22 protein-coding genes are annotated in these 24,081 nt (G+C 73.4%); 11 read left to right on the forward strand and 11 right to left on the reverse strand.

Annotation, left to right across the window (positions count from 1 at the left end):
- Positions 1–47 precede the first annotated feature (47 nt).
- From ACBJ59_RS21900 to ACBJ59_RS21910, 3 genes are all read left to right on the forward strand, one after another.
- Entirely contained in the window at positions 48–668 is a 621-nt protein-coding gene (locus ACBJ59_RS21900) for a TetR/AcrR family transcriptional regulator C-terminal domain-containing protein (RefSeq protein ID WP_375112074.1), read from the forward strand.
- A 78-nt stretch (positions 669–746) separates the two neighbouring features.
- Complete coding sequence (locus tag ACBJ59_RS21905) at positions 747–2,630, forward strand: DUF6528 family protein (RefSeq protein WP_375112075.1); 1,884 nt, start codon at positions 747–749, stop codon at positions 2,628–2,630.
- Positions 2,631–2,752: 122 nt separating this feature from the next.
- Positions 2,753–3,874 (forward strand): esterase-like activity of phytase family protein, encoded by a 1,122-nt coding sequence (locus tag ACBJ59_RS21910; RefSeq protein WP_375112076.1) that lies wholly within the window; start codon positions 2,753–2,755, stop codon positions 3,872–3,874.
- A gap of 6 nt (positions 3,875–3,880) precedes the next feature.
- On the opposite strand, the gene ACBJ59_RS21915 is transcribed toward ACBJ59_RS21910, so the two are convergent.
- Both ACBJ59_RS21915 and ACBJ59_RS21920 read right to left on the reverse strand, forming a co-directional pair.
- Positions 3,881–6,784 (reverse strand): pyridoxamine 5'-phosphate oxidase family protein, encoded by a 2,904-nt coding sequence (locus ACBJ59_RS21915; protein WP_375112077.1) that lies wholly within the window; start codon positions 6,782–6,784, stop codon positions 3,881–3,883.
- A complete protein-coding gene (locus ACBJ59_RS21920) occupies positions 6,781–7,530 on the reverse strand; it encodes an HAD family hydrolase (protein WP_375112078.1) in 750 nt (249 codons plus the stop codon). The genes ACBJ59_RS21915 and ACBJ59_RS21920 overlap by 4 nt, the downstream gene beginning before the upstream one ends.
- 133 nt (positions 7,531–7,663) lie before the next feature.
- Here ACBJ59_RS21920 and ACBJ59_RS21925 point away from each other — a divergent pair, with 133 nt between their 5' ends.
- The 7 genes from ACBJ59_RS21925 (at position 7,664) to ACBJ59_RS21955 (ending at position 13,429) form a co-directional block, all read left to right on the forward strand.
- Positions 7,664–8,443 carry a hypothetical protein gene (locus ACBJ59_RS21925; RefSeq protein ID WP_375112079.1) on the forward strand — a complete coding sequence of 260 codons (780 nt, stop codon included), beginning with the start codon at positions 7,664–7,666 and terminating at the stop codon, positions 8,441–8,443.
- 22 nt (positions 8,444–8,465) lie between these two features.
- Complete coding sequence (locus tag ACBJ59_RS21930; protein WP_375112080.1) at positions 8,466–9,383, forward strand: LysR family transcriptional regulator; 918 nt, start codon at positions 8,466–8,468, stop codon at positions 9,381–9,383.
- Between the two features lie 142 nt (positions 9,384–9,525).
- Entirely contained in the window at positions 9,526–10,113 is a 588-nt protein-coding gene (locus tag ACBJ59_RS21935; RefSeq protein ID WP_375112081.1) for a TetR family transcriptional regulator, read from the forward strand.
- 160 nt (positions 10,114–10,273) lie between these two features.
- Positions 10,274–11,161, forward strand: coding sequence for an ABC transporter permease (locus tag ACBJ59_RS21940; protein WP_375112082.1), 888 nt, complete (start codon positions 10,274–10,276; stop codon positions 11,159–11,161).
- A gap of 98 nt (positions 11,162–11,259) precedes the next feature.
- Positions 11,260–11,736, forward strand: coding sequence for a VOC family protein (locus ACBJ59_RS21945; protein ID WP_375112083.1), 477 nt, complete (start codon positions 11,260–11,262; stop codon positions 11,734–11,736).
- 11 nt (positions 11,737–11,747) lie between these two features.
- Positions 11,748–12,746 (forward strand): helix-turn-helix domain-containing protein, encoded by a 999-nt coding sequence (locus ACBJ59_RS21950; RefSeq protein WP_375112084.1) that lies wholly within the window; start codon positions 11,748–11,750, stop codon positions 12,744–12,746.
- A 179-nt stretch (positions 12,747–12,925) separates the two neighbouring features.
- Entirely contained in the window at positions 12,926–13,429 is a 504-nt protein-coding gene (locus tag ACBJ59_RS21955) for a hypothetical protein (RefSeq protein WP_375112085.1), read from the forward strand.
- Positions 13,430–13,476: 47 nt separating this feature from the next.
- On the opposite strand, the gene ACBJ59_RS21960 is transcribed toward ACBJ59_RS21955, so the two are convergent.
- The 7 genes from ACBJ59_RS21960 to ACBJ59_RS21990 all read right to left on the reverse strand — a co-directional run bounded on the left by ACBJ59_RS21960 (position 13,477) and on the right by ACBJ59_RS21990 (position 20,642).
- Positions 13,477–15,069 carry an ABC transporter permease gene (locus tag ACBJ59_RS21960; protein ID WP_375112086.1) on the reverse strand — a complete coding sequence of 531 codons (1,593 nt, stop codon included), beginning with the start codon at positions 15,067–15,069 and terminating at the stop codon, positions 13,477–13,479.
- The gene (locus ACBJ59_RS21965) at positions 15,066–15,959 is read right to left on the reverse strand and encodes an ATP-binding cassette domain-containing protein (protein ID WP_375112087.1); all 894 of its coding nucleotides are present in this window, start codon (positions 15,957–15,959) and stop codon (positions 15,066–15,068) included. Before ACBJ59_RS21965 ends, ACBJ59_RS21960 begins: the two co-directional genes overlap by 4 nt.
- A 152-nt stretch (positions 15,960–16,111) precedes the next feature.
- Positions 16,112–16,756 (reverse strand): Dps family protein, encoded by a 645-nt coding sequence (locus ACBJ59_RS21970; RefSeq protein WP_375112088.1) that lies wholly within the window; start codon positions 16,754–16,756, stop codon positions 16,112–16,114.
- A 166-nt stretch (positions 16,757–16,922) separates the two neighbouring features.
- Entirely contained in the window at positions 16,923–17,855 is a 933-nt protein-coding gene (locus ACBJ59_RS21975; protein WP_375112089.1) for a class I SAM-dependent methyltransferase, read from the reverse strand.
- 199 nt (positions 17,856–18,054) lie between these two features.
- A complete protein-coding gene (locus ACBJ59_RS21980) occupies positions 18,055–18,870 on the reverse strand; it encodes a class I SAM-dependent methyltransferase (RefSeq protein WP_375112090.1) in 816 nt (271 codons plus the stop codon).
- A 234-nt stretch (positions 18,871–19,104) separates the two neighbouring features.
- The gene (locus ACBJ59_RS21985) at positions 19,105–19,878 is read right to left on the reverse strand and encodes an SDR family oxidoreductase (protein ID WP_375112091.1); all 774 of its coding nucleotides are present in this window, start codon (positions 19,876–19,878) and stop codon (positions 19,105–19,107) included.
- A gap of 212 nt (positions 19,879–20,090) precedes the next feature.
- Entirely contained in the window at positions 20,091–20,642 is a 552-nt protein-coding gene (locus tag ACBJ59_RS21990; RefSeq protein WP_375112423.1) for a GNAT family N-acetyltransferase, read from the reverse strand.
- Between the two features lie 358 nt (positions 20,643–21,000).
- On the opposite strand from ACBJ59_RS21990, the gene ACBJ59_RS21995 reads away from it, so the two are divergent.
- Entirely contained in the window at positions 21,001–21,864 is an 864-nt protein-coding gene (locus ACBJ59_RS21995; RefSeq protein ID WP_375112092.1) for an MBL fold metallo-hydrolase, read from the forward strand.
- Positions 21,865–21,993: 129 nt separating this feature from the next.
- Here ACBJ59_RS21995 and ACBJ59_RS22000 read toward each other — a convergent pair whose 3' ends face one another.
- Complete coding sequence (locus ACBJ59_RS22000; RefSeq protein ID WP_364132963.1) at positions 21,994–22,851, reverse strand: geranyl diphosphate 2-C-methyltransferase; 858 nt, start codon at positions 22,849–22,851, stop codon at positions 21,994–21,996.
- A 37-nt stretch (positions 22,852–22,888) separates the two neighbouring features.
- Positions 22,889–24,055, reverse strand: a complete 1,167-nt coding sequence (locus tag ACBJ59_RS22005) for a family 2 encapsulin nanocompartment cargo protein terpene cyclase (RefSeq protein ID WP_375112093.1) — start codon at positions 24,053–24,055, stop codon at positions 22,889–22,891.
- Positions 24,056–24,081 lie beyond the last annotated feature (26 nt).

A 24,081-nucleotide genomic window follows, 5' to 3' on the forward strand; every position in this document is an offset into this window, starting at 1 on the left:
AGCCCGATTCCCGGGCGAGGAGCTTAGCGGTGTTAAGGTGGGCCGCGATGGCACAGAAGGGACTGGCGCGCGACACGGTCGTGCGCGCGGCGCTCGAACTGCTCGACGAGGTCGGCCTGGAGCGCCTGTCCGTGCGCCGCCTGGCCGCCCGCCTGGGCGTGCAGAACCCGGCCCTCTACTGGCACTTCCGCGACAAGCAGGAGCTCCTCGACGAGATGGCCCGCGAGCTGCTGGCCCCCGACATGGGCGGACCCGGCGAGGGCGAGTCGTGGCGGGAGTGGCTGACCCGCCGCGCGCACGCCTACCGGCGCACGCTGCTGAGCCACCGCGACGGCGCGCGGCTGGTCACCGGCAGCGACCCCGGACCCGGCGTGGCCCGCGGCTTCGAGGACGAGCTCGCGATCCTGGCCGGGCTCGGGTTCACGCCGGAGCAGGGGCTGCACGCGATCGCGTCCATCAGCCACTACACCCTCGGTTTCGTCCTGAACGAGCAGGCCCGGCGCGAGCGCCAGGAGCGCGGCGGGACGCGGGAGCTCGCCTCCTACGCCGACTTCCCGCTCACCGTCGCGGCCGTCAGGGCCGGCGGCGCGCCCACCAGCGACGAGGCGTTCGCCCGTGGCGTGCGGCTCATCGTCGACGGCGTGGCGGCCTCCCTCCGCCCCCAGTAAACCGCCCAATAGCAGGACGAACCCGGTCCCGGGTCTCCATAATCGACGATCATCCGTCGGTGGAGGAGGAGGCAGCGGGTGCGCAAATCAGCGATGGTCGCCGTCATGCTGGTGAGCATGGGACTTCCCGCGGGGACGGCGGTCGCGGCCCCGGGGGACTACTGGGTGGCGGGAGGGGACCAGACGGGCCGGCGGCTGATCGCGTTCGATCCGGCGGTGGCCGACTGGAACAGCCCCTCCGCCGTGAAATGGACGTGGCAGCCCAGCGTGACGACCGGCCGGTTCACCGCGGACGAGGTCTCGGCGTTCGGGCTCATCGCCGACTTCAAGCTGCGCGAGCGCCCGTCGGGCGAGCGGAGCGTCGTGGTCGCGGCCGGCGGCAGCCGGGGCATCGCGGCGATCGTCTCCTACCCGGGCGGCGTGCGGCAGTGGGCGCGGATCCTGCCGGGCAACCTGCACGCCGCCGAGCTGCTGCCCGACGGCAACATCGCGGTGGCCGCCTCCACCGGGGGCTGGGTCAGGGTGTACGCGTCCTCTCAGGGCCCGAACGCGGCCGCGTACGCCGAGTTCCCGCTCGCCGACGCGCACGCCGCCCTCTGGGACCCCGCCATCAGGCGCCTGTGGGTCATCGGCCAGGACCCCGTCACCAGGCAGCACATCCTGACCGCGCTCGCGGTCGAGGGCACCCCGGCGCGCCCGGCGCTGCGCGAGGACACCCAGCGCCGCAGGGCCCTGGAGACCCCCGGCGGCCACGACGTGTACGCCTACGCCCACGACACCGGCAAGCTCTGGGTCACCACCGGCTCGGCCGCCTACCTGTACGACAAGGCGACCAGGATCTTCACCGCCGCACCCGCCGGGGCGAACCGGGGCGCGGTCAAGTCCATCGGCAACCAGCCCTCGGGCCAGATCGTCCAGACGAGGGCCGACGCCGCCAAGACGCCGCCCGGGTCGTGTACCGCGAGCACGTGGTGCACCGACACCGTGGACTTCTTCTCGCCCTCCATGACCCGCAAGCGCACCGGCGCGGCCTTCTACAAGGCGCGGGTGTGGAGCCCGTACTACAGCGTCGCCGACCGGCCGCTGCGCGGCACCGTCCGGGACCGGGTCCGCGCCGCCTCCGGCGCGTGGGACGCGGGCACGGCCGAGGTCGACGGCAACGGCGGCATCTCCGGTGCGGCGGTGGCGGCGCTGCCCGACGGCGGCCTGCAGGTGCTGACCGTGGTGCCGGGCAGCGGGGTGTGGAGCCGGGGCCGCAGCCCCGCGGGCGTGTGGGACGAGCACGCCGTCAGGATCGACGGCAACGGCGACATCACGGACGTGGCCGCCGCCGCCCTGCCCGGCGGCGGCCTGCAGGTGCTGACCGTCGTGCCGGGGTCGGGGGTGTGGAGCCGGGGGCGCGGCGCCTCGGGCGCGTGGGACGCGAGCGCGGTGAAGATCGACGACAACGGGCTGGTCTCCCGGGTGTCGGCCGCCGCGCTGCCGGACGGCTCCGTGCACGCGCAGACCGTGGTGCCGGGGGCGGGGGTCTGGAACCGTACCCGTGACCAGGCCGGGACCTGGGCCGCGAGCTCGGTGCGGATCGACGGCGAGGCGGCGGTGGCCGCGATCTCGGCCGCGGGCCTGCCGGACGGCACCCTGCACGTGCAGACCGTCGTGCCGGGATCGGGAGTGTGGAACCTGCGCCGCGCCGCGGCCGGGACGTGGGACGCGAGCGCGGCCAGGATCGACGCCAACGGGTCGGTGAGCGCCGTGTCGGCGGCCGGCCTGCCGGACGGCGGCCTGCGCGTGCAGACGGTCGTGCCCGGCTCCGGGGTCTGGGACCGCGGCCGCACCGCCTCGGGCGTTTGGGAAGCGAGCGCGACGAGGATCGACGCCAACGGCAGCGTCCTGGACGTCTCGGCGGCGGGGCTGCGGGAGGGGTCGCTGCACCTGCTCACGCTGCCCGACATCGCCCAATGATTTGCCCCTTTTGCAGTGCGGCATGCGGGTTCTTTGCTCGTGGACTTCGCCGGTGATTCGCGCTTTTATTTGCTCCGTCGATTTTCCTGACGGAGGAACAAATGACTCGTACGCGGAGAACAATGGAAATCGCCGTCGCATTCGCGTTGGTGGTGAGCGCCGCTCCACCGGCGGTGGCGGCGCCGCGGGAGCCGGTGCGGATCACGCGGTTCCTCGGGGAGCAGCGGATCCCGTACATGACGAGGTTCGAGGGGACCGTCGTGGGCGGCCTGTCCGGGATCGACCGGGATCCGCGCACCGGGACCTGGTATTTCATCTCCGACGACCGCGCCCGCTACAACCCGGCCCGCTTCTACACCGGCCGGCTGGACATCGACCGGGTGACGGGCGGCTTCACCGGGGTTCGGCTGACCGGCGTCAAGACGCTGACCAGGCCCGACGGGACACCGTTCCCCGGCTACGGCCAGGCGGAGTCCGCCGACCCCGAGTCGATCAGGCTCGACCGGTGGAGCGGGCGGCTGCTGTGGGGCGACGAGGGCGACCGGCCGGACACCCGAAACCCGAATATTCCGATTTCCGGCGCCGCGGTGCGCGGAATGGATATGAACGGGCGCCAGGTGGGTGAATTCCCGATCCCGCAGAATTTGCGCCTGACGAGCGAGGAGACCGGGCCGCGGCGCAATTCCGGATTCGAGGGGCTGGCCGTCTCGGCCCGGGCCATCACCGCCGTGACCGAGGGGCCGCGCTTCGAGGACGGCCCGGTGCCGACGGCGGAGCGCGGCTCGGCGACGCGGCTGACCGTGTGGAACCGCCAGGGCCGCCCCCGCGCCCAGTACGCCTACCCGCTCGACCGCCTGCCCGCCCCGCCGAACCCGCCGACCGGGCAGGCCGACAGCGGGGTGTCGGAGCTGCTGCCCATCGACGAGTTCCGCTACCTGGCGCTGGAACGCTCCTGGATCGAGGGCGTGAACTACCGCGTCAAGCTGTACGAGATCGACCTGCGCGGCGCCACCAACGTCCTGGACCGCGGCTCCCTGGCACACGGCGGCGCCTACCGGCCGGTGACCAAGCGCCTGGTCCACGACCTGGGCGACTTCCGGCCCCCGGTGCAGAACCTGGAGAGCATGTCCTGGGGCCCGCGCCTGGCGAGCGGTGAGTGCACCCTGGTGATCGGCTCGGACGACAACTTCGACGAGCGCGAGGTGACGCAGTTCATGGCGTTCGCCACCACGGGCTGCAGCTGACGCCCCTCACATGCCGTGGATGCGGCGGCCGGTGATCTGGTGGGGGACGATGCGGATGTAGAGGTGCCGCTCGCCCCCCGCCCATGGGGTGACCCCCGCCTCGGCCAGGTCGCCCGCCTCCTCCGGCGACACGTGGTGCGCCGCCCCCTGCACCAGCACGCTCCACCCCTCCCGGTTGGCCTCGTCGATCATGTCGATCTCGAAGGCGATCATGATGTCGACGCCTTCCAGCCCGGTACGCAGGTCCTTGTCCATGGCCCCGCCCACGGCGGTGCGGAAGACGATGGCCCCTTCGTGCATCTTGTAGTTGACGGGCATCACGGTCGGCCCGTGCGAGCCGTTGAACGCCACCCGCCCGATCCCGCCCGGCTCGATCAGCCGCCGGCACTCCGTGTCCTCCAGCGTCTCCAGCGTGGGATGCGCCATGGCGGGGCCGTGCCCGGGCGGGCGGTCCTGGCCACCGCCCAGCAGGTCGTCCACCGTCGTCCCGAGGGCGTCCGCCAGCCGGTAGAGAGCCCCGGTGTCGGGGGTGTCGGCGTTCTCCTCGAGATATTTCAGGTAGCCCGGCGACATCTCCGCCCGCGCGGCGACCTGCTCGCGGGTCAGGCCGAGCCGCTCGCGGTGGTGGATGACGCGGCGGCCGAGATCACCGGTGCGTGTCATGATCTTTTCTCCTCGCATATAGGTACGGCACGGGGTGCCGTTGACTCGTGCCTCGTCGCGTTCGGCGTCGATGAAGATCCGGCGCCCCCGGTAGTGGATGGGCATCGACACCACCCCGAGCGCCCCGGGCAGCAGCGGGTCCAGCCGCAGCCCGTCCCGCCGCAGCTCCAGGCCCAGATAGCAGCGCTGCAGCAGGTCCAGCGTGCCGCCCATGGCGCCCAGGTGGATCCCCTCCGCCGTGGTGCCGCCCTGGACGTCCTTCATGTCGCTGTACAGGGCCTCGATGAAGAACTCCCAGGACCGCGGCCGGTTGGAGCGGGCCAGCACCCAGGCGTGCACGACCGCGCTGAGCGTGGAGCCGTGGCTGGTGCGCGCCAGGTAGTACGAGATCGTCCGGGAGACCAGGCCGGGATCGACGGGGTAGCCGAGCCGCTCCAGGATGGTGGCCAGCCCGTCGCCCGGCAGCAGGTAGCACAGCATGAGGGTGTCGGCCTGCTTGGAGGCCTTGTACTTGTTGACGTCGTCGCCGTCGGCCTCCAGCGCCCGGTCCAGGCGGCGCACCCCGCGATAGCGCTCCCAGTCGAGCTCCAGCAGGTCCCCGTAGCCGGTGAACTGGCTGATCACGCCGTCGTGGAAGTCGACCCGCAGGCGGCGGCCGACGTCGTCCCAGCGGGCCAGCTCCTCCGCCCCGGGCGCCAGGTGGGGGACCAGGGCCGCGGTGTCGGCGGCCCGCGCCATCAGCCACGCGGTCATGACGTTGGTGTAGGCGTTGTTGTCCACGCCCGGCAGGGCCGCGCCCGGGTAGGCGTCGTGGTACTCGTCGGGCCCCATGACCCCGCGGATCTCGTAACGGCCGGCCACCTCCTCGGCCAGCGAGGCGAAGAACCGGGCGATGTCCAGCAGCAGCTCGCCGCACCACGACGGCATCGAGCCGGTGGCCAGGTAGTGCTGCCACACGTTGTAGGCGATGGCCAGGCCGACGTGGCGCTGCAGGCGGGAGTGGTCCGGCAGCCAGCGCCCCGAGGCCGGGTTGAGGTGCAGGGTCTGGGTCTCCTCGCGGCCGTCGCTGCCGCTCTGCCACGGGAACATCGCCCCCTCGTGGCCGAGCTCCCTGGCGGCGTCCCTGGCCTCCGGCAGCCGCCGCCAGCGGTAGCGCAGCAGGCCGCGCGAGATCTCCGGGAAGCGCAGGTCCAGCCACGGCTGCACGAACAGCTCGTCCCAGAACACGTGCCCCCGGTACGCCTCCCCGTGCAGGCCGCGGGCCGGCACCCCGGCGTCGAGGTCGGCGGTGTGCGGGGAGAGCGTCTGCAGCAGGTGGAAGATGTGCAGGTGGACGACCTGCGACAGGTCCGGGCCGTCCACGTCGAGCCGGGCCTGGCGCCACAGCCGCTCCCAGGCGGCCTCGTGGCAGGCCAGCAGCTCCTCGAAGGGCGGCGCCCGGCGTACGTGCCGCAGCGCCGACGAGCGGGGGTCGTGGGTGGCGGGGTCGCGCGAGGACGTCAGCGCCACGATCTTCGTGAACCTGGCCGGTGCGCCCTCGGCCAGGTCGAGCACGTGGTCGGAGGCGATGTGGTCGGTGCCCAGCGACGGGCGGGCGGCAGGGGCGTCGGCGTCGACCCTGGCCGCCAGCGCCACGACGACGTGGGAGGAGCACGTGCGCGCCGTCAGCCAGGCCAGGTCGTCCTCCGAGCCGGTGGCGTGCCCGGTGAGGTGGTCGCCGCGCAGGTCGCGGTAGCGGGCCACGCCGTCGTTCGCCACCCGGCCCTCCAGCGTGGCGCGCACGCGCAGCGGGCCCGACCAGTTCTCGGCGGTGAAGGTGGTCTCGAGCGCCGCCAGGTAGGGGTCGGCCATCGACACCAGGCGGCGCTGGCGTACCCGCGTGACCCGGCCGTCGCCGTCGCGCCAGCGCAGGTCGCGCACCAGCACGCCGCGCCGCAGGTCCAGCTCGTGCCGGTAGAGCGGCAGGTCGGCCCGCTCGGGCCGGAACCAGCCGGACCCCGGCGTGGCGAACGTCAGCGGCAGCCAGTCCGGCAGGTTGACGATGTCCTCGTTCGTCACCGTACGGCCGGCGACCACCGTGTCCAGCCGGTCGTAGCAGCCCGCCAGGTACGTGCCCGGCGTGCGCGGCTCGCCGTCCGGGGTGGCGCCGCGCGTGGCGAACCGGCCGTTGCCCAGCGTGCACAGCGCCTCGCGCAGCCCCTCGCCGGCCGGGTCGAAGCCCTCGTAGACCAGCGTCCAGGCGTTCATCGCCGCCCCACGGGCACCCGCCCGGCGACGTCGGCGTCGGCCAGGTCGGTGACCACCGCGTCGGCCCCGGCGGCCAGCATCGCGGCGGCCTGGGTGCCGCTCCGGTCCACGGCGACCACCGCCCCGAAGCCGCCCCGGTGCCCGGCCTGCACGCCCGGCAGCGCGTCCTCCACGATCGCCACCTGCGCGGCCGGCAGCTCCAGCCGGCGCGCGGCCTCCAGGAACAGCGCCGGCTCCGGCTTGCCCGGCAGCCCCAGCGCGGCCGCGTCGTTGCCGTCCACCAGCACGTCGAACAGGTGCATCAGCCCCGCCGACTGCACGACCGCGCGGCAGTGGCGGCTGGCCGAGACCACCCCGGTACGGCAGCCGCGCCGGCGCAGCTCGTGCAGCAGCACGACCGTGGAGGGGAAGGCGGCCACGCCGTGCGCCTCGATCTGCTCGACGAACAGCGCGTCCTTGGCCAGCCCCAGCCCGCGCACGGTCGGCGCGCCCGGCTCGTCGTCCGGGCCGCCCTCGGGCAGCGAGATGTCGCGCGAGGCCAGGAACGTGCGCACGCCGTCCAGCCGCGGCCGGCCGTCCACGTGGGCCAGGTAGTCGGCGCGGATGTCGAACGGCGCCGAGCGTCCCCGCAGGAACGCGTCGAAGACGTGCTTCCACGCCGCGGCGTGCACCCGGGCCGTGTCGGTGACCACGCCGTCGGTGTCGAAGACGACGGCGCGCAGGCTGGTCAGGTCGAAGGTGGCCATGTCTGGACGCTACCCGCGCAGACGCCACCCAGCCATGGTGCCCGGCCCCCGCCGCGCCGGGGACCTCCGGTCCGCCCGCCGCCCCACGGGGTACGTCTTCATCGTCAGGCCGCCCCACCCCGGGAGGATGCGCATGAGGGTCCTCGTACGAGCCCTGTCTCTGCTGGCCGTCCTCGGAGCCGGCCTGGCGGGCTGCGGGGAGGCGGACACGCCCCGGGCACGGGCCACCCCGCCGACCGCACCCTCCGCCGCCGCCCCGAGCACGCCGCAGGCGCCGCCCACCCCGCGCGAGACCCTGATCGCCGGCCACTACCGGCCGCTGTGGCCGTTCTCCGGCCCCGGCGAGGTCGCCGCCTGGCAGCGCGCCTACCAGGCGGACGGCCGCGAGGCGTGGCACCTGGACGCCGCCCGCACCGCGATCGCCTTCACCCGCGACTTCCTCGGCTTCACCGAGATCGACCAGGCCGTCAAGACGGTGCGGGACGGCGAGCACGCCCGGGTGCACGTCGGCTTCCGCAGCGAGGAGGGCCCCCGCCCGCTGGTGGCCGCGGTCGTGCACCTCATGCGGTACGGCAGCGGCAGGAACGCCCCCTGGGAGGTGGTCGGCACCGACGACACCACCCTCACCCTGACGAAGCCCGGCTACGGCGCCACCGTCGGCTCCCCGCTGACCGTCGGCGGCCGGATCACCGGCGTCGACGAGAGCATCCGGATCGAGGTACGCCACCCCGGCTCGGCCACGCCGGTGGGGGAGCGGTGCTGCCTGGGCGCCGGAGGCGAGAACGCGGCCTGGTCGGCGAAGGTCTCCTTCACCGCCGAGCCGGGCAGGACGCTGACCGTCGTGGCCTCCACCGGCGGTCACGTGGCCGCCGTCGAGCGCTTCGCGGTGACGGGCGTGAGCCTTCCGTCGTAGCGGCTGGCTAGCATTCCTGGGCATGGAACTGCGGCAGCTCGAATACCTCGTGGCCGTGGCCGAGGAGGGCGGCTTCACCAGGGCCGCCGCCCGGCTGCACGTCGCCCAGCCGGGCGTCAGCGCGCAGATCCGCCAGCTGGAGCGGGAGCTGGGCGAGCCGCTGTTCGACCGGTCCGGGCGCGCGGTGCGGCTGACGGCGGTGGGCGAGGCCGTGCTGCCGTACGCGCGGGCCGCGCTGGCGGCGGTGTCCGGGATGCGGCTGGTCGCCGACGAGTTCACCGGGCTGCTGCGCGGGCGCGTGGTGATGGGCGGGGTCTCCGCACCCTCGGTGCTCGACCTGCCGGGCATGCTCGCCGGCTTCCACGAGCGCCATCCGGCCGTGGAGATCTCGCTCGTGGAGAGCGACCCCGAGGCGCTGCTCGACGGCATCGTGACCGGGCGGCTCGACCTCGCCCTGCTCGGGCTCGGGGCTCCGCTGCCACCGGGCGTCGAGGTGCAGATCGTCGTGGACCAGCGGCTGGTCGCCGTCGTGCACCGCGGGCACGAGCTGGCCGGCGCGGAGTCGATCGCGGTGCCGGAGCTGAAGGGCCTGCCGCTGATCAGCCTGCCGACCAGCACCGGCCTGCGGGCGGCGCTGGAGGAGGCGTGCGGGCGGGCGGGGTTCGCGCCGCACGTGGCGTTCGAGGCCGGCGAGCCCTACGTGCTGGGGCAGCTGGCCGCGCGCGGGCTCGGCGTGGCCGTCCTGCCCGAATCGGCGGTCGCCGCCGCCGCGTCCGAGCTGCACGTGCTGGCGGTGACGGAGCCGAGCATGCGCGGCCGGATGGGCGTGGTGTGGCGGGAGGGTGGCCGGCAGAGCCCGGCGGCCAGGGCGTTCATCGAGCATGCCCGCCGCCACCTGCCCGACCTGGCCACCGGCGGGCCGTGCGGCTCTCTCCCCTGACGGACTCCCCTGACGGACTCCCCTGACGGACTCCCCTGACGGACTCCCCTGACTGACTCCGCTGCCACGAGGCGCCGCCTGCCGGGCCGGGCTGCTAGTTTGTGAACGCGCATTCGGTAAACCGTCCCGCGGGAGGGCGAGCATGGGCAGGCCGCGCACGACCAGCGACGAGGCGATCCTCGGTGCTACCGCCCGCGCGATCGGGCGGCACGGGCCGCAGGGCCTCACGCTGGCCGCGGTCGCCCAGGAGGCCGGGCTGTCCCCGGCCACGCTGGTGCAGCGGTTCGGGTCGAAGCGGGGGCTGCTCCTGGCGTTCGCCGCCCACGCCGCCCGGACGGCCGGGGAGCCGTTCGAGCGGGCGCGGCAGGAGCACGGCTCGCCGCTGGCGGCCCTGAGGGCCGCGCTCGTACGCCTGGCCGAGGGCGTGTCCACGCCGGTCGAGCTGGCCGGCAGCCTGGGCTTCCTGCAGCTCGACCTGACCGACGCCGAGTTCCGGGCGTACGCGGCCGAGCACGCCTGGCGCACCCGCGACGAGATCGCCGGCCTGCTGGCGGACGCGGTGGCGGCGGGGGAGCTGGCGGGCGGGGCGGAGCTCGGCCCGCTGGCCCGCGCGGTCCAGGTGGCCTACAACGGCGCGCTCATCCTGTGGGCCCTGTCCGGCGACGGCCCGCTCCCCGACGCGATCCGCGACGCTCTCGACCAGACGCTCCGCCCCTATTTGCCCGGCTGATCGCCATACCGGCCCGCGCCGGCGGGGTGAAAGTGCTCGACTCCGCGACGCTCCGGGCCAAAACTGGACCGACACCCCCTCTGACAGGGGATGATCGTCAGTCGGACGGCCCTTCGGTCACCTGGCGGCCGCACGGTGACCGCGACGCTTCGAGGTGCTCATGAGCCAAGTGGAAGACCCCGCGCCGCAGACGCTGGCGGAGCTGGCCCGCCGGCACGGGCTCCGCCCCGCCATCGCGCGGCCCAGGTTCTCCTTCTACCTTCGCCAGCTCTGGGACCGGCGGCACTTCGTGCTGACGTACGCGACCTCGCGCAACGTTTCGAAATACTCCGGCTCGGCCCTGGGCCAGCTCTGGCAGGTCATCACCCCGCTGCTGAACGCCGCGATCTACTACGTGATGTTCGGCCTGATCCTGGGCGGCAGCAAGAACATCCCGAACTACCCGGCGTTCCTGCTGACGGGGATGTTCGTCTTCACGTACACGCAGCGCACCGTCACCGCGGGGGCCAAGTCGATCTCCGGAAACCTGTCGCTGATCCGCGCCCTGCACTTCCCGCGCGCCTCGCTGCCGCTCGCGTACACGATCCAGGAGCTGCAGCAGCTCACCATCTCCATGGGCGTGCTGCTGGTCATCGTGGTGATCACCGGCGAGCTGCCGACCTGGTTCTGGCTGATGATCCCGGTCGTGCTGGTGCTGCAGACGATGTTCAACGTCGGGGCCGGGCTGATCCTGGCCAGGCTGGGCTCCTCCATGCGCGACCTCAACCAGCTGCTGCCGTTCATCATGCGCACCTGGCTGTACGCCTCGGGCGTGTTCTTCGCCATCCACGACAAGGTGGTCAACAGCGCGGGCCTGCCGGAGTGGGTGGCCACCGCGATGTACCTGAACCCGGCCGCCTCCTACATCGAGTGGATGCGCGACATCCTCATCGGCGGCCACACCCCGCCGCAGATGGTGTGGCTGTCGTGCCTGCTGTGGGCGTTCTTCGCGCTCACGGCCGGGTTCTGGTACTTCTGGCGGGCCGAGGACCGATACGGCCGCGGCTGAGATCGTTCGGCCTCGTTCCCGGGGATGAAGTGGCGCGGCGGACGGGTTGGCACGAGGAAAGGGCGACCGCCCCCCGCCGTACACGAGGAGAGCCGGCCATGAGCACGCACGCAGACCCCCAGCCCCCCGCCGTCCACCAGCTCCGGCTGGTGGTCGAGGCGGAGGACTACGAGGCCGCGCTGGCCTTCTACCGCGACGTCCTCGGCCTGCCCGAGCAGGCGGCCTTCTCCGGCGGGGGCGGCGCGCGGGTGACGATCCTCGACGCCGGCCGGGCCACCCTGGAGATCGCCAACCCGGCGCAGAAGGAGATGATCGACGAGGTCGAGGTGGGCCGCCAGGTCGCGCCCAAGATCCGGGTCGCCTTCGAGGTGGACGACGCCAGGGGCACCACCGAGCGGCTGGTGTCGGCGGGCGCGGCCGAGGTCGCGCCGCCCACGGTCACGCCCTGGGAGTCGCTCAACGCCCGGCTCGACGCGCCCGCCGGGCTGCACATCACGGTCTTCCAGGAGCTGCGTACGCAGGACGAGCGCGAATCCCTCGACGGCTTCGGCAAGGACCGGCCCGCGCATCCCTGAGGGCCGGCGCCGTGACCACCTACTCCGCCGTCGTCACCACCGGCATCTACTGCCGCCCGGGCTGCGGCGCCCGGCCGCTGGCCAGGAACACCCGCACGTACGAGCACCCGGCGGCCGCCGAGGTCGCCGGCTTCCGCGCGTGCCTGCGCTGCCGGCCGTACCGGGTGGCGGCCCCGCTCGCCGCCGGCTCGCCCGAGCTGGTGTGCCGGGCGTGGCGGCTGATCATCGAGGGGGTCCTCGACGGCGGCACGGAGGCGGGCCTCGCCGAGCGGGTCGGCGTGTCGCCGCGGCACCTGCGCCGGCTGTTCCTGCGGCACCTCGGCGCGACCCCCGACCAGCTCGCCCGCTCCCGCCGGGCCCACTTCGCCCGCCGGCTGCTCGACGACACCGACCTGCCGGTGGTCGACGTGGCTTTCGCGTCGGGGTTCGGGAGCCTGCGGCAGTTCAACCGGACGATGCGGGAGGTGTTCCGGGCCGCGCCGACCGCCCTGCGCGAGCGCAGGCACCGCGCCGACCGGCTGGCCGCCGACGGCGGGCTGGCGCTGCGGCTGCCGTACGCGCCCGGCTACGACTGGGACGCGGCACGCGCCCGCCTGGCGGAACGGGCGATCCCCGGCGTGGAGGTCGTGGACGGGGGCACGTACCGGCGCACGATCACCGTGGGCGGGGCCCCCGGGGTGCTGGAGGTCTCGCCCGGCGGGGACGGGCACCTGGTGCTGGTGGCGCACCTGCCGTACTGGGAGGGGCTGATCCACCTGGTGGGGAGGGTCGGGCGGCTGCTCGGCACGGAGGGCGGCCCCGCCCCGGGGACGTGGAGCCCGTTCGAGGACGGGGTGCGGGCAACGGGGGCGGCGGCGCGGCTGGTGAGGGGGCTGGGGACGTACGTGCCGGGGTTGCCGGAAGGGCTCACGCACACGTTTCCCGAGGCCGCGGCCGTGACGGAGGAAGCCTTGGCGGCGCTCGGCCTCCCGGCCGCGGACGCGTCCCTCATCGCCGCCCTGACCCGGTGAACCGGGCGCGATGACGCGCGGCACACCAGGGACGGGTATTTGTGCGCGGTCCCCGAGGACGTCCGGCGGATACGTTCCCGGGGTGCACGCGAGCCGGTGACACCGCCTCGCCCGGCGACAGGCGTGCCGCCCCGCGCGATCCCGCACGGGGACATCGCATCCAGGATTCGGAGATCCGTATGACCATGCCATCGATCGTTCCCGCCCGCAGAGGCAGGCGGCTGCGCCTGTCAGCGCTGGCCGCCGTGGCGACCACCGCGGTGGCCGCGGGCGCGCTGCTGGCGGGGAACGCCACGTCGGCCGAGGCGGTGCCGCCGGAGGTGATCAGCCGCTGGAACAACGAGCTGGTGCACAGCAACGCGCTGAGCCCCGGCTTCAGCCAGTTCCTGTCCGCGGGACCGTACACGATCACCGCCAAGCTCACGGCGAGCAACACGGGCGCGACGGCGATCAACTACTCGTGCGTGATCAGCGCGGCCGGCGGCGCCGACACCGACCTCGCGGAGGTCACCCTGCCGCCCCACAGCAAGGCGGGTGTCTTCCTGAACGTCGTGCACAACTTCACCACCTCGGGACAGGTCAGCTTCGCCTGCACCAAGCCCGCGGGCACGCCGCAGGTGCGGATGCTGCAGGTGAAGATCACTTCGATCAAGGTGAACTCGCTGGTCAACCAGCCGTTCTGAGCTTGACCTGATCCGGAGGGGGCGGACCCGCCCCCTCCGGATCCCGATCAGTTCCCTCTCAGGTCACGCAGCCGGAAGGCGGTGACCCCGGCCAGCAGCAGCGTGGCGGTGACGGCGGCCAGCCACAGCAGCGGGCCCGCGTCCACCGCCCGGCCCAGCGCCTGCGGCACGTGCGCGAACGGCGACAGATCCCTGATCCATTCGTCGATCTGGAGCAGCTCGCCGAGCTGGGCGAGCAGGGCGAAGGCCACCAGCGCCGCCCAGGCGAGCGAGGTCAGCCGGGGCGCCAGCCCGAACAGCAGCATCGCGATCCCCGCCAGCGTCCAGGTGGCGGGCGCCTGGACCAGCGCCGCGCCCAGCAGACGCGCCGCCTGCCCGGCCGGGTCACCGATCCGCACGCCGTGCGCGAGCCCGGCCGCCAGCCCGCCCGCCGCCAGGATCAGCGTGCTGCCGCCCAGCGCCAGCACCAGGTGACCGGCCGTCCAGCGCCAGCGCGGTACGGCCCCCGCGAGCACCGGCTCGGCCCGGACCGCCGCCTCCTCACCCTGCAGCCGCAGCGTCGCCTGGACGGCGTACCCGCCCGCGACCAGGCCCAGCAGCGCCGTCTCGGCGGACAGGAACGAGTCGATCAGCGCGCCCGCCCCGCCCACCATGGCCAGGATGGCGGCGATCTGCGGGTTGTCGCGGACGATGTCGCCCACGCTGTCCGCCAGCGCCCCGAACATCACCCCCACCAGCGCGAACCCCACCGTCCAGCCGAGCAGGGCCCCGCGCTGCAGCCGCCACGCCAGTGCCAGCGGGCCCGCCAGGTACCGGGCCGCGTCCCCCGGCCCGGTGCGCGGCGCCATCAGCCCCGCGCCCAGATCCCGCCGCCGGGCCAGGACCGCGGCCACCGCCACCAGGGCCAGCCCGGCCACCGCCAGCAGGGCGACCACCCACCAGCGCTCGTCCGCGAACGCCCGTACGCGCTGCGCCCAGCCCAGCGGCGACATCCACGAGAGCGTCTCGATCCCGGCGGCGTCACCCAGCGCGCGCAGGAGGAACGCCAGGCCGAGCGCCGCGGCGGCGATGCCGACGGCGGTCCGCGCGTGCGCCGTGAGCTGCGCGGCCAGGACCGCGACGCCGGTGAACACCCAGCCCGTGCCGCCCACCGCCAGGCCGAGCGCGAGCGCCCCCGCCACGGGCAGCCCCTGCCCGGCCAGGCCCAGCGTCACCAATAGGGCGATGAGCAGGTTGGCCGCCCCGGCGACGAGCACCGCCGCGGCCGGGATCGCGGCCCGGCCGACCGCGCAGGCGCCGACCAGCTCGGCACGGCCGGTCTCCTCCTCGGCGCGGGTGTGCCGGACCACCGCCGCGATGCTCATCAGGGCGGCCAGCACCGACGCCATGGTGGTGCCGCGCCACGCGGTGAGCCCGCCCACCGACGTCGCGTCGAAGACCGGCCCGGTCAGGGCCTGCAGGGCGGGCGCGGTGCCGATGGTGGCACCCAGCGCGATCCGCTGAGCCGCCTGGGGGTACAGCTCGGCGATGGCCGACGCGCTGGCGGCGATCAGGCCGACGACGACGACGACGATCCAGACGAGCAGCAGCACGCGGTCGCGGCGCAGCGCCAGCCGCACCAGCGCCACCGTGCCGGTCACGCCGCGACCTGGTAGTGGCGCAGGAACAGCTCTTCCAGGGTGGGTGGCCGGCAGGTCAGACCGCGGACGCCGGAGCCGGTGAGCAGGCGTAACACCTCGTCCAGGCGCTCGGAGTCGATCTGGAAGCGGACATGGGAGCCGTCCACGACCAGGTCGTGGACGCCTTCGAGGCTCGCCAGGCCGGCCGGGACGCTGTCGAGCTCGGCGGTGATCGACGTGCTGGTGAGGTGGCGGAGCTGGGCCAGCGTGCCGGTCTCCACGACGCGGCCGTCGCGGACGATCGTGACCTGGTCGCACAGCGCCTCGACCTCGGACAGGATGTGGCTGGACAGCAGCACCGTACGGCCGTTGCCGCGCTCCTCGGCGATCGCGTCGCGGAAGGCCGCCTCCATGAGCGGGTCCAGCCCGGCGGTGGGCTCGTCCAGCAGGAGCAGCTCGACGTCGGAGGCCAGGGCGGCGACGAGGGCCACCTTCTGGCGGTTGCCCTTGGAGTAGGTGCGGCCCTTCCTCGTGGGGTCGAGGTCGAAGCGGTCCAGCAGGGCGGCCTTGCGCCGCCGGTCGAGCCCGCCGCGCAGCCGGCCGAGCAGGTCGATGGCCTCGCCGCCGGTCAGGGTGGGCCACAGGACGACGTCGCCGGGCACGTACGCCAGCCGCCGGTGCAGCTCGACCGCGTCCCGCCAGGGGTCGCCGCCGAGCAGCTCGGCATGGCCGCCGTCGGCGCGGAGCAGGCCGAGCAGGATGCGCAGGGTGGTGGTCTTGCCCGAGCCGTTCGGGCCGAGGAAGCCGTGGACCTCCCCGGTCCGTACGGTGAGTTCGAGCCCGTCGAGGGCACGGATCTTGCCGTAACTCTTGGTCAGGGCACTGACCAGGATGGCAGGGTTGTTCGCCATGCGCGCCTCCATGAGGCCGGTCCGATGTGACGTTGCCGACCAGACTTCCCGGCGCACCAGGATTGACGGTAGCAGCGCCCGGCCGGCTCGGCCAGGCTCCCGCCGGAGTCACGCACAACGGACCTCGCGTCATGGCGTACGTGGACCCCGCGCTATCTCCCGCCGCGGCGGGAGTGGCGCGTCCCGCGCCCGTGCCCGTTGCCGGGCGTCTCGACGAGCGGGGTGTCCACGAGGTGCTCGACCAGGAACCAGGTCTGCAGCTCGCCGGTCCGGATGACGTTGGAGACCAGCAGGTCGTTGGTGCCGTCGTCGCCCATCTCGGCGGCGCGGGCGGCCGCGTCGTGGGCGGCGACGAGGATGGTCTCGTGCGCCTCGATCAGGCGCGAGAGCATCGCCGGGACCTCCTCGGCGCCGTTGGGCGGCCGCGGGACCACGGTGATCTCGGCGACGTGCCGCGGGTCGCCGACCGCGATGCCGCCCAGCGTCTGGATCCGCTCCGCCATCATGTCCACGAGCTCGAGCTGCTCTCCCGCGTGCTTGTCCAGCAGCAGATGCAGCTGGTAGAAGGTCGGGCCGCGCATCAGCCAGTGGTGCTTCTTGTACAGGTGGTAGAGGATCTGCGTGTCGGACAGGATCTGGTTCAGCCGCTCGCAGGAGTAGCTGCGGGCCTCGCCCGACACGGCCAGCGGCCACGTCCGGACAGTGCCGAATTCCTGGATCTCGGTGCCGTCCACGTGCAGCCACGGCTGGCTGCCCGAATGCTTCAACGCTTTGGTCTTGCCTTTGATGATGGGCACGATCATCTCCCGGTGCGGTGAGTTTGAGCCGATCCGACCACGAACCTTCCCGTATGCCCGGCGTTCGAGCTCCCGCCCAGACCAGTGCATGGCAAAGGTTGGGACAGCCGCACCCGCACCGCACGCGCAGTCGCAGTCGCACCGGCCACCACGGCCCAGGCGCCCGCTATGTCGTCTGCGGCCGCCGGGCGGCCCAGGCCATCCGGCGGGCGCGTACGTGAAGGTCATCGCGCCGCAGGACGCTCCCGGGCCCGCCGTCGTCGTCGAGCAGGCGGTCGAGAGCGGCCAGGTCGTCGCTGTCCAGCACGCCGTCCAGTCCGGTCCGCATCCGCCGCAACGACGCCTGGGCGTAACGCCCGGCGGAGTCCGGCAACGGCGGTGTCAGGTCGATGGTGAAGACCCGCTCGGCTTCCACGCTGAAGCCCGCCTTCGCCAGGAGCGGGCCCCAGTCGGCGCCGAAATGCGGCATCTGAGCGGCCCGCCACTCGGCCATCGCCGCGTGGCAGCGCTCCTCGAGCCCGGGACGGCCGAAGCCCAGGTCGTCGGGCAGGAAGCGGGGGAAGGCGTCCGGCTCCACCGCGATCATGAGCCCGTCGGGGCGGAGCATGGTGAGGACGTCGGCCAGGACGCGGTCGGGGTCGGCCATGTGGTGCAGCGACGCCGAGGCCCACACCAGGTCCACGGGCTCCAGCTCCGGCCGGCTCGCGTCGAGGTCCGCCTGCACGGTACGGATCCGGTCGGCCAGCCCGCGTTCCCGGGCGGCGGCCTCCAGGTGGCGCAGCATGGGCTCGGACGCGTCCAGCGCGATCACTTCGGTTCCGTCGAAGCGTTCGAGCAGCGCGAACGAGCCGGCGCCGGTCCCGCTGCCCAGGTCGAGGATGCGGCGGGGAGGCCGCTCACCGGCCAGCTCCCGGATCCAGGCGGTCAGGTCGGACAGGTAGGAGTGCAGCACCTCGGCGTCGAGATCCAACATCTCAGCCATCGCGGCGACGTCCGCCGCATCCCCACCACCGTGCTGGTGCTGGTGCTGGTGGTGCTCGTGCCGGCCGTGCTGGTGGTCACGGTGCGCTGGGCCGCCGTGCTGGTGGTCGTGTGCCATGCCTCCGACCCTACGCGCGCCTTGCACCTCCGACATGCCTTCTTGCCTATGAAGCAAGAATGCCGAAATACTCGATTGCCTGACGGTGATGCCGTTGAGAGCATCTCCGCCATGCCTGCCTGCACCTCCTATGACGGAACCGAGGGACCGATGCAGGATCCCGCCCACCGGTCGAATCGCGGGGGCCCGGCGCGGGCGATCAGGTGGTAGGGGTGCGTGTGACGGCGACCATCGCCGTCGCGTAGCGCATCGTGAAGCCCCCACCCATCTCGTCGAGGGCGGCGCCGACCCCCTCCAGCACCTCCGCCAGCTGGTCCGGCGGGAGCCGGGTGAAGGCGCCCGTGGTGGGCATCTGGTCCAGCCACGCGTCCCGCGTGTAGAACCACTCCCAGTGGTGCCGCCACTGCTCCGGACGGCCGAACCCGCCCACCTCCCGGAACCCGTCGGCAGTCTTGTCGAGCAGCGGCTGGTAACCGTCGACGGATGACTTCGCCAGGGCCTGGAAGTCGAACGGCGAGTCCGGGATCACCCGCCGGCAGACCTCCGCGGTGACCTCCCCCAGGGCGGGCGGAAATTCGAAGGCGTTCCAGAACGCCGCGAACCGGCCGCCGGGCCGCAGCGCCTGGGCGGCCTTGGCCGCTCCGGCGACCGGGTCGACCCAGTGCCAGGCCGTCGCGGCGATGGCCGTGTCGAACGACCGGCCGGCCGGATCCCAGTCCTCGAACGTCGCCACGTCGACCTCCAGCCCCTGTCGCCTGGCCACCTCGGCCATCCGCGCGTCGGGCTCGACCCCGAGCACCCGGCAGCCGGCGGCCTGGAACTGGCGGGCGGCGATGCCGGTGCCGCACCCGACGTCGAGCACGTCGGGCCCGGGGCTGGCGGCGACGATCCGCTCGATGAGGGCGTCGGGGTAGCGGGGCCGGGCCCGGTCGTAGCGGTCGGCGTCCGTGCCGAACGACTCGGCCACCTGCCGGTGCCGATGCGGCTCGTTCTCTGAAGGCCATGAAGTGGGCATGCGCCCACCATAGTGGGCACCTGCCCACTCGTCAACGCCGCGCGAAGTGGAGCGACCATGGTCCTGTGATCAACGCCGCGCCGGCTTGACCGGCGCGGGACGGTCCTGCGGTGTTGACAGGGATGGGATGGCCCGGCGCGCCAGGGGCGGTCTATGCGAAGGGTGGTCCGAGCCGCAGGGGGTGGCCGGTGAGGAGGGCGGCTGCGGGCTGTGCGGGGCCGAGGAGGGTGGAGGTCAGGCGAGGCCGCCGTTGCTCATCAGCAGTTGCCCGTTGATCCACTGGCCCTGGGGCGAGCAGAGGAAGTCCACCAGGTGTGCGGTGTCCTGGGGAGTGCCGAGGCGGCCCAGGGGCGTGTGGCTGATCACCTGCTCGCGTATCTCGCCGGACATCCAGCCGGTGTCCACCGGTCCGGGGTTGATGACGTTGGCGGTGACGCCGAGGTGGGACAGCTCGTGTGCGGCGGCGAGGGTGATCCGGTCCAGGGCGCCCTTGCTGGCCCCGTAGGGCAGGTTGCCGACGGTGTGATCGCTGGTCAGGGCGACGATCCGGCCGGTGCCGGGAGCGCCGGTGAAGCGCCGGCCGTACTCGCGGATCAGCAGCCAGGTGGCACGCGCGTTGACCGCGAAATGGCGGTCGAAGCTCTCGACGGAGGTGTCGAGCAGGCCGGAGGCGACCGACTCGCAGTGACACATCACCAGGGCCGTGACGCCGCCGAGGCGGCGTTCGACCTCGTCGAGGACGAGCGTGGGTGCGTCGGGGTCGGAGAGGTCGGCCTCGACGGCCGCGGTGGCGGCGCCGAGTTCGGTGAGCTCCGCGGCGATGGCGTCGGCGGCGCCGGGTTCGGGGCCCCAGGCCATGCGCTGATCGTACGGAGCCCAGAACGTGAAGGCGACGTCCCACCCGGAGGAGGCGAGCCGCCGGGCGATGCCCGCGCCGATCCCGACGGTGCGGCCGACCCCGGTCACCAGGGCGAGCGGGCGGCTCTCATCCGGGGTCCTGGTCGTCACAAGGCCAGATCATCGGGGATGCGCGCCTTGCCCGGCAACCGATTTCCGGTGGCCCGCCGCCAGCCGGGCGCCTCCGACGGGGTCTGGCGCTCGCCACGCGGGTGCCCCTCGGGGGCACGCCTACCTGGCGGCTCACCAACCACGCGGGTGCCCCTCGGGCGGGTACGCCCACCTGGCGGCCCGCCACGCGGGTGCCCTTCGGGCCGGCACGCCTACTTGGCGGCCCGCCACTCGGGCGCGAGCACCGACCAGATCTCCATGTCCAGCCGCTTCCCCCGGTACGGGTAGCTCTCCCGCAGCACGCCGTCCTTCGTCATCCCGAGCCGCCGGGCCACGGCGATGCTGGGCTCGTTCGCCGACGAGGCGTGCCACTCGATGCGGTGGATGCCGCGCTCCTCGATGGCCCAGTCGATGATCACCCGGATCGCCCTGGTGACGAGGCCCTTGCCCACGGCCGACGGCTCCAGCCAGCAGCCCGCCTCGGCGACGCCCAGCTGGACGTCCATCGTACGGAAGAGGACCCCGCCGACCAGCTCGCCGCCCGTCCAGATGCCGTGGATGCGCCCCTTGTCGGCCGCCGCCCTCTCCGCGTACGCCTGGAGGAACGCGCGGCTGGACTCGAAGTCGGTCACCACGTCGGGGAGCGCGATGTGCTGCCCGATGAACTCCCGCCCCCGGTCGATGTTGGCCAGGAACTCCCCGGCCAGCCACGGCTCCAGCGGGCGCAGCTCAGCGCCGTCGTCGCCGAGGGAGATCGCGTACATCATCACACTCCACGGTCAAAGTCTGGATATATCGCGAAGGATTCTCTCATGGCGGGTCACGGTGCCGTGGTGTCGGCCCGGCCCCGCCTTTTCCGCACGTCATCGGCGCGGAGCTCCCTCGTCCGCTGACGGCCTTCGTGCACGGTGCCGGCGCTGTCACCCTTCGGCGGTGCGCATGCGCGTGACGGTCAGGTGCCGGTCAGTTGGGAGTTGCCGGTGGCGGTGAGGAACGCACGCCGAAGCGGGGCGCTGTGTCGATCGTGCTCGCTGCTCGTCGGCGCGCCGCCACGTCCGCGCGCTCATGGCGGTGTCCGTGGGACGGCCGGCGGTAGGGTCGGGGCGTGGAGGTGGGTGGCAGGTGATTCATCGCTTCTCCGTCGGCGATCTGTCCTGCGCGGTGATCAGCGACGGCCAGCCGGAGCCACCCTGGGAGCCCCCGCTGGCCGAGTTCTTCACCCCCGGTTCCGGGGTGCCCGAGGCCGAGCTGAGCGACGCCGTGGCCCGGGAAGGGGCCGGCAGGGCGACGTTGACGTGCGGGTACAACTGCGTGTGCGTGGAGACACCGGCCGGTCCGGCGGTGATCGACACCGGGCTGGGCAGGAGGTTCCTCGGCTACGGCCCGGGCATCACGCCCCTGGTCGGCCGCCTCGGCGACGGGCTGGCCGAGGCCGGGTTCCCGGCGTCCGGGCCGGTCGCCGTCGTGTTCACGCACCTCCACGAGGACCACATCCGGGGCGCCGTCTGGTCGGGTGAGCCGACGTTCCCCGAGGCGGTCGCGTTCGCGCACGCCGCCGAGGTGGTGTTCTGGTCGGACCTCACCACGGCACTCCCCGAGGAGCAGCGCCGCCCGGCGCTGGAGGCGATCAGGCTCTTCGGCGAGCGGCTGCGCCCCGTCGAGTACGGCGTCGAGATCCTGCCCCACGTCCACACCGTCGAGGCCGCCGGCCACACCCCGGGGCACACGGCGATCCTGCTGCGCTCCCGCGGCGAGCGGCTGCTGTGCGTCGGCGACACCTTCTACGACCCGCTCCAGCTGGCCCGTCCCGCCTGGCGCACGCCGTGGGACCACGACGCCGCGCGGTCGGTGGCCAGCCGCCGCCGGATCCTGGAGTGGGCGGCCGACGAGCGCCTCCCCGTCCACGCCTACCACATGCCGTTCCCGGGGCTGGGCCTGGTCGAGCGGCGCGGGGACGGCTTCGCGTGGCGGCCGCTCCCGTACTGAAGATCCACAGGATGTTCGCGCAGCGGGTCTGGGCCGGGCGTACGGGGGCTCCTGATCGTCCTCGTCCCGCTGAGAGGATGGCCGGACCGGCGGCTGCCGGGCCGAGGACGATGCGCGAGGAGGAGACCGTCAGACGCGGTCGGCGGCGATCAGCAGGTACTGGAAGCTGCCGCTCTTGTAGGCGTCGAGGAAGGCCTCCTCGATGCCGGTGGCCAGGTGGGTCCTGGCGCGCAGCTCCCAGTACGGGATCGTGGCGGCCGTCAGGTCCACCACGCTGACCGGGACGAGGCGGTTGGCCGCCATCTCCTTGAAGTACGTGCTACGGGAGTGGATGTCGCAGATGTAGTGGGCGTTGATCTGGCTGATGGCCCGGGACGGCAGGCCGTAGGCGTCGTTGTAGCAGCCGGTGATGCACACGTAGCGGCCGCCCCGCCGCAGCAGCCGGGCGTGCTCGGAGAACAGCAGGGACAGCTCGACGTACATCGTGCTCTCGTTGTTCCAGATCGCCTGGAAGGCCCCGGTCGGGAAGCCGGTGTCGAGCATGTTGCGGAAGTGGAAGCGCACCCGGTCGTCCACCCCCCGCTCCTTGGCCTGCTGGTTGGCGAAGGCCACCTGGGACTCGGAGATCGACACGCCGTCCACCTGGCAGCCGAAGCGCATGTTCGCCAGGATGCTGGAGCCGCCGCGGCCCGAGCCGGCGTCCATGACCCGGTGGTCGGGGCCCAGCGGGCCGAGGTGCGCGAGCAGCGCCTCCGCCTGCGCGGACTCCAGCCGGTGCAGCTCCTGGACGACGCGTTTCTCCCTGGACTCGGCGGGCGCGTCCAGGACGGACCAGTTCACCTCGCCGATGCCGTAGTGGTGGTGGTAGAGGCCGTCCACCTCCCCCAGTCGCAGGTTGACGGGGTTCTCCTCGGCGTTCCAATAGTCGGCGACAGACTGCTGGTAGAGGCTGCTCAGTACGGGGACGGCATTCGGGGTAACGGTCACCGCGGGTTCCTTTCCTACAGGTGCGGTCGGTTCGTGGTCAGGACTGGTATCGGGTGGTGCTGCCGTGCCATTCGAGGCACCCGCCCATCCACGCCTGCGCGCCGCGCAGGTAGCGCTTGAGCTCGGGGGAGGGCACGGCGGCCAGCGCCCGCTGGCTCTGCTCGAAGCCGCGGACGAATGCGTTGTGCAGGTGGACGGTGCGCTCGGTGGCCTCGCGGGTCGAGCAGCCCTCCTCGGCGGCCATGAGCAGGATCACGTTGGAGTCGGGCAGCTCGTCGGCCGCCTCCTTGGCCGCCGAGTGCAGGTCGTTGACCAGGACGCTGGCGGTGCCGGCCTGCATGAGCGCGGTGTGGAAGCGCCGCTCGGCGAAGAGGTTGGCGGGCAGCTCGTAGCCGCCGACGATGTCGATGAGCGTCATGGAGGTGTAGAAGCTGTCGTGCTGGCGGGCGGCCAGGTAGCGCCAGACGGGCGGGGGCGTCTCCAGGTACCGCCAGGCGGCGTAGGCCGCCCAGCTCACGTACATCTGGCTGGTGATGTTGCAGATCCGCATGATCTGCGACGGGGTGGCGTGGCGGGACACGTGGCTCCTGGCCGAGCGCAGCGAGACCAGGACGGGGTCGCCCCGGATCTGCTCCTCCAGCTGAGCGGTGTAGTCGCCGGCGTCGGGCGGCGGGTCCATGGCCGAGGTCACCAGCGCGAGCCGGGGCGGCAGCTCCGTCGGCGTGGCGCCGAGGTCGGTCTCGTCGGCGTAGTAGTCGTCGGCGGCCCACCACGCGGCGTTCATCTGCGCCGCGATCAGCAGCTGGTCGGGGTCGTCGGTGTCGGCGTGGGCGAGCATGGCCAGCCGCCCGAACCCGGTGGCGGCGAACTCCTCGATCCGCCCCTCGTGCAGCCCGATGCGCTCCGCCCACGCCACCAGCCGCCGGTCGACCTCGGCACCGAGCGCGTCGTCCACCCGGGCCGTCTCGGGGCAGTAGAGCGGCGGGTACGTCCCGTCCCCCCATTCGCGCTGGTGGTAGGCCAGCGGGGCGAGGCTCCCGCCGGCCGCCGACGGGAGCCGGCCGCCGTCCTCGTGCCCGTCCCCCTCCTCGAACCGGGGACGGGACGGCAGGAGCGCCGAGCGGAGGCTCAGCGTGTACGAGCCCAGGCCCGTCGGACCGGCCGGCACCGCGGCGGCGACGTCAAAGGGCGAAAAGTCTGGCATGGCGCGCCTCTTCCTAGGATCGGCCG

It is taken from the genome of Nonomuraea sp. MTCD27 (assembly GCF_041950495.1).
Taxonomy (GTDB): domain Bacteria; phylum Actinomycetota; class Actinomycetes; order Streptosporangiales; family Streptosporangiaceae; genus Nonomuraea.

What these genes read in the sequence shown, in the direction of transcription:
- ACBJ59_RS21900 (WP_375112074.1), top strand. Translation starts at nt 48, where the DNA reads ATGGCACAGAAGGGACTGGCGCGCGACACGGTCGTGCGCGCGGCGCTC.
- ACBJ59_RS21910 (WP_375112076.1), top strand. Translation starts at nt 2,753, where the DNA reads ATGGAAATCGCCGTCGCATTCGCGTTGGTGGTGAGCGCCGCTCCACCG.
- ACBJ59_RS21915 (WP_375112077.1), bottom strand. Translation starts at nt 6,784, where the DNA reads ATGAACGCCTGGACGCTGGTCTACGAGGGCTTCGACCCGGCCGGCGAG.
- ACBJ59_RS21920 (WP_375112078.1), bottom strand. Translation starts at nt 7,530, where the DNA reads ATGGCCACCTTCGACCTGACCAGCCTGCGCGCCGTCGTCTTCGACACC.
- ACBJ59_RS21925 (WP_375112079.1), top strand. Translation starts at nt 7,664, where the DNA reads ATGAGGGTCCTCGTACGAGCCCTGTCTCTGCTGGCCGTCCTCGGAGCC.
- ACBJ59_RS21930 (WP_375112080.1), top strand. Translation starts at nt 8,466, where the DNA reads ATGGAACTGCGGCAGCTCGAATACCTCGTGGCCGTGGCCGAGGAGGGC.
- ACBJ59_RS21935 (WP_375112081.1), top strand. Translation starts at nt 9,526, where the DNA reads ATGGGCAGGCCGCGCACGACCAGCGACGAGGCGATCCTCGGTGCTACC.
- ACBJ59_RS21940 (WP_375112082.1), top strand. Translation starts at nt 10,274, where the DNA reads ATGAGCCAAGTGGAAGACCCCGCGCCGCAGACGCTGGCGGAGCTGGCC.
- ACBJ59_RS21945 (WP_375112083.1), top strand. Translation starts at nt 11,260, where the DNA reads ATGAGCACGCACGCAGACCCCCAGCCCCCCGCCGTCCACCAGCTCCGG.
- ACBJ59_RS21955 (WP_375112085.1), top strand. Translation starts at nt 12,926, where the DNA reads ATGACCATGCCATCGATCGTTCCCGCCCGCAGAGGCAGGCGGCTGCGC.
- ACBJ59_RS21965 (WP_375112087.1), bottom strand. Translation starts at nt 15,959, where the DNA reads ATGGCGAACAACCCTGCCATCCTGGTCAGTGCCCTGACCAAGAGTTAC.
- ACBJ59_RS21975 (WP_375112089.1), bottom strand. Translation starts at nt 17,855, where the DNA reads ATGGCACACGACCACCAGCACGGCGGCCCAGCGCACCGTGACCACCAG.
- ACBJ59_RS21980 (WP_375112090.1), bottom strand. Translation starts at nt 18,870, where the DNA reads ATGCCCACTTCATGGCCTTCAGAGAACGAGCCGCATCGGCACCGGCAG.
- ACBJ59_RS21990 (WP_375112423.1), bottom strand. Translation starts at nt 20,642, where the DNA reads ATGTACGCGATCTCCCTCGGCGACGACGGCGCTGAGCTGCGCCCGCTG.
- ACBJ59_RS22005 (WP_375112093.1), bottom strand. Translation starts at nt 24,055, where the DNA reads ATGCCAGACTTTTCGCCCTTTGACGTCGCCGCCGCGGTGCCGGCCGGT.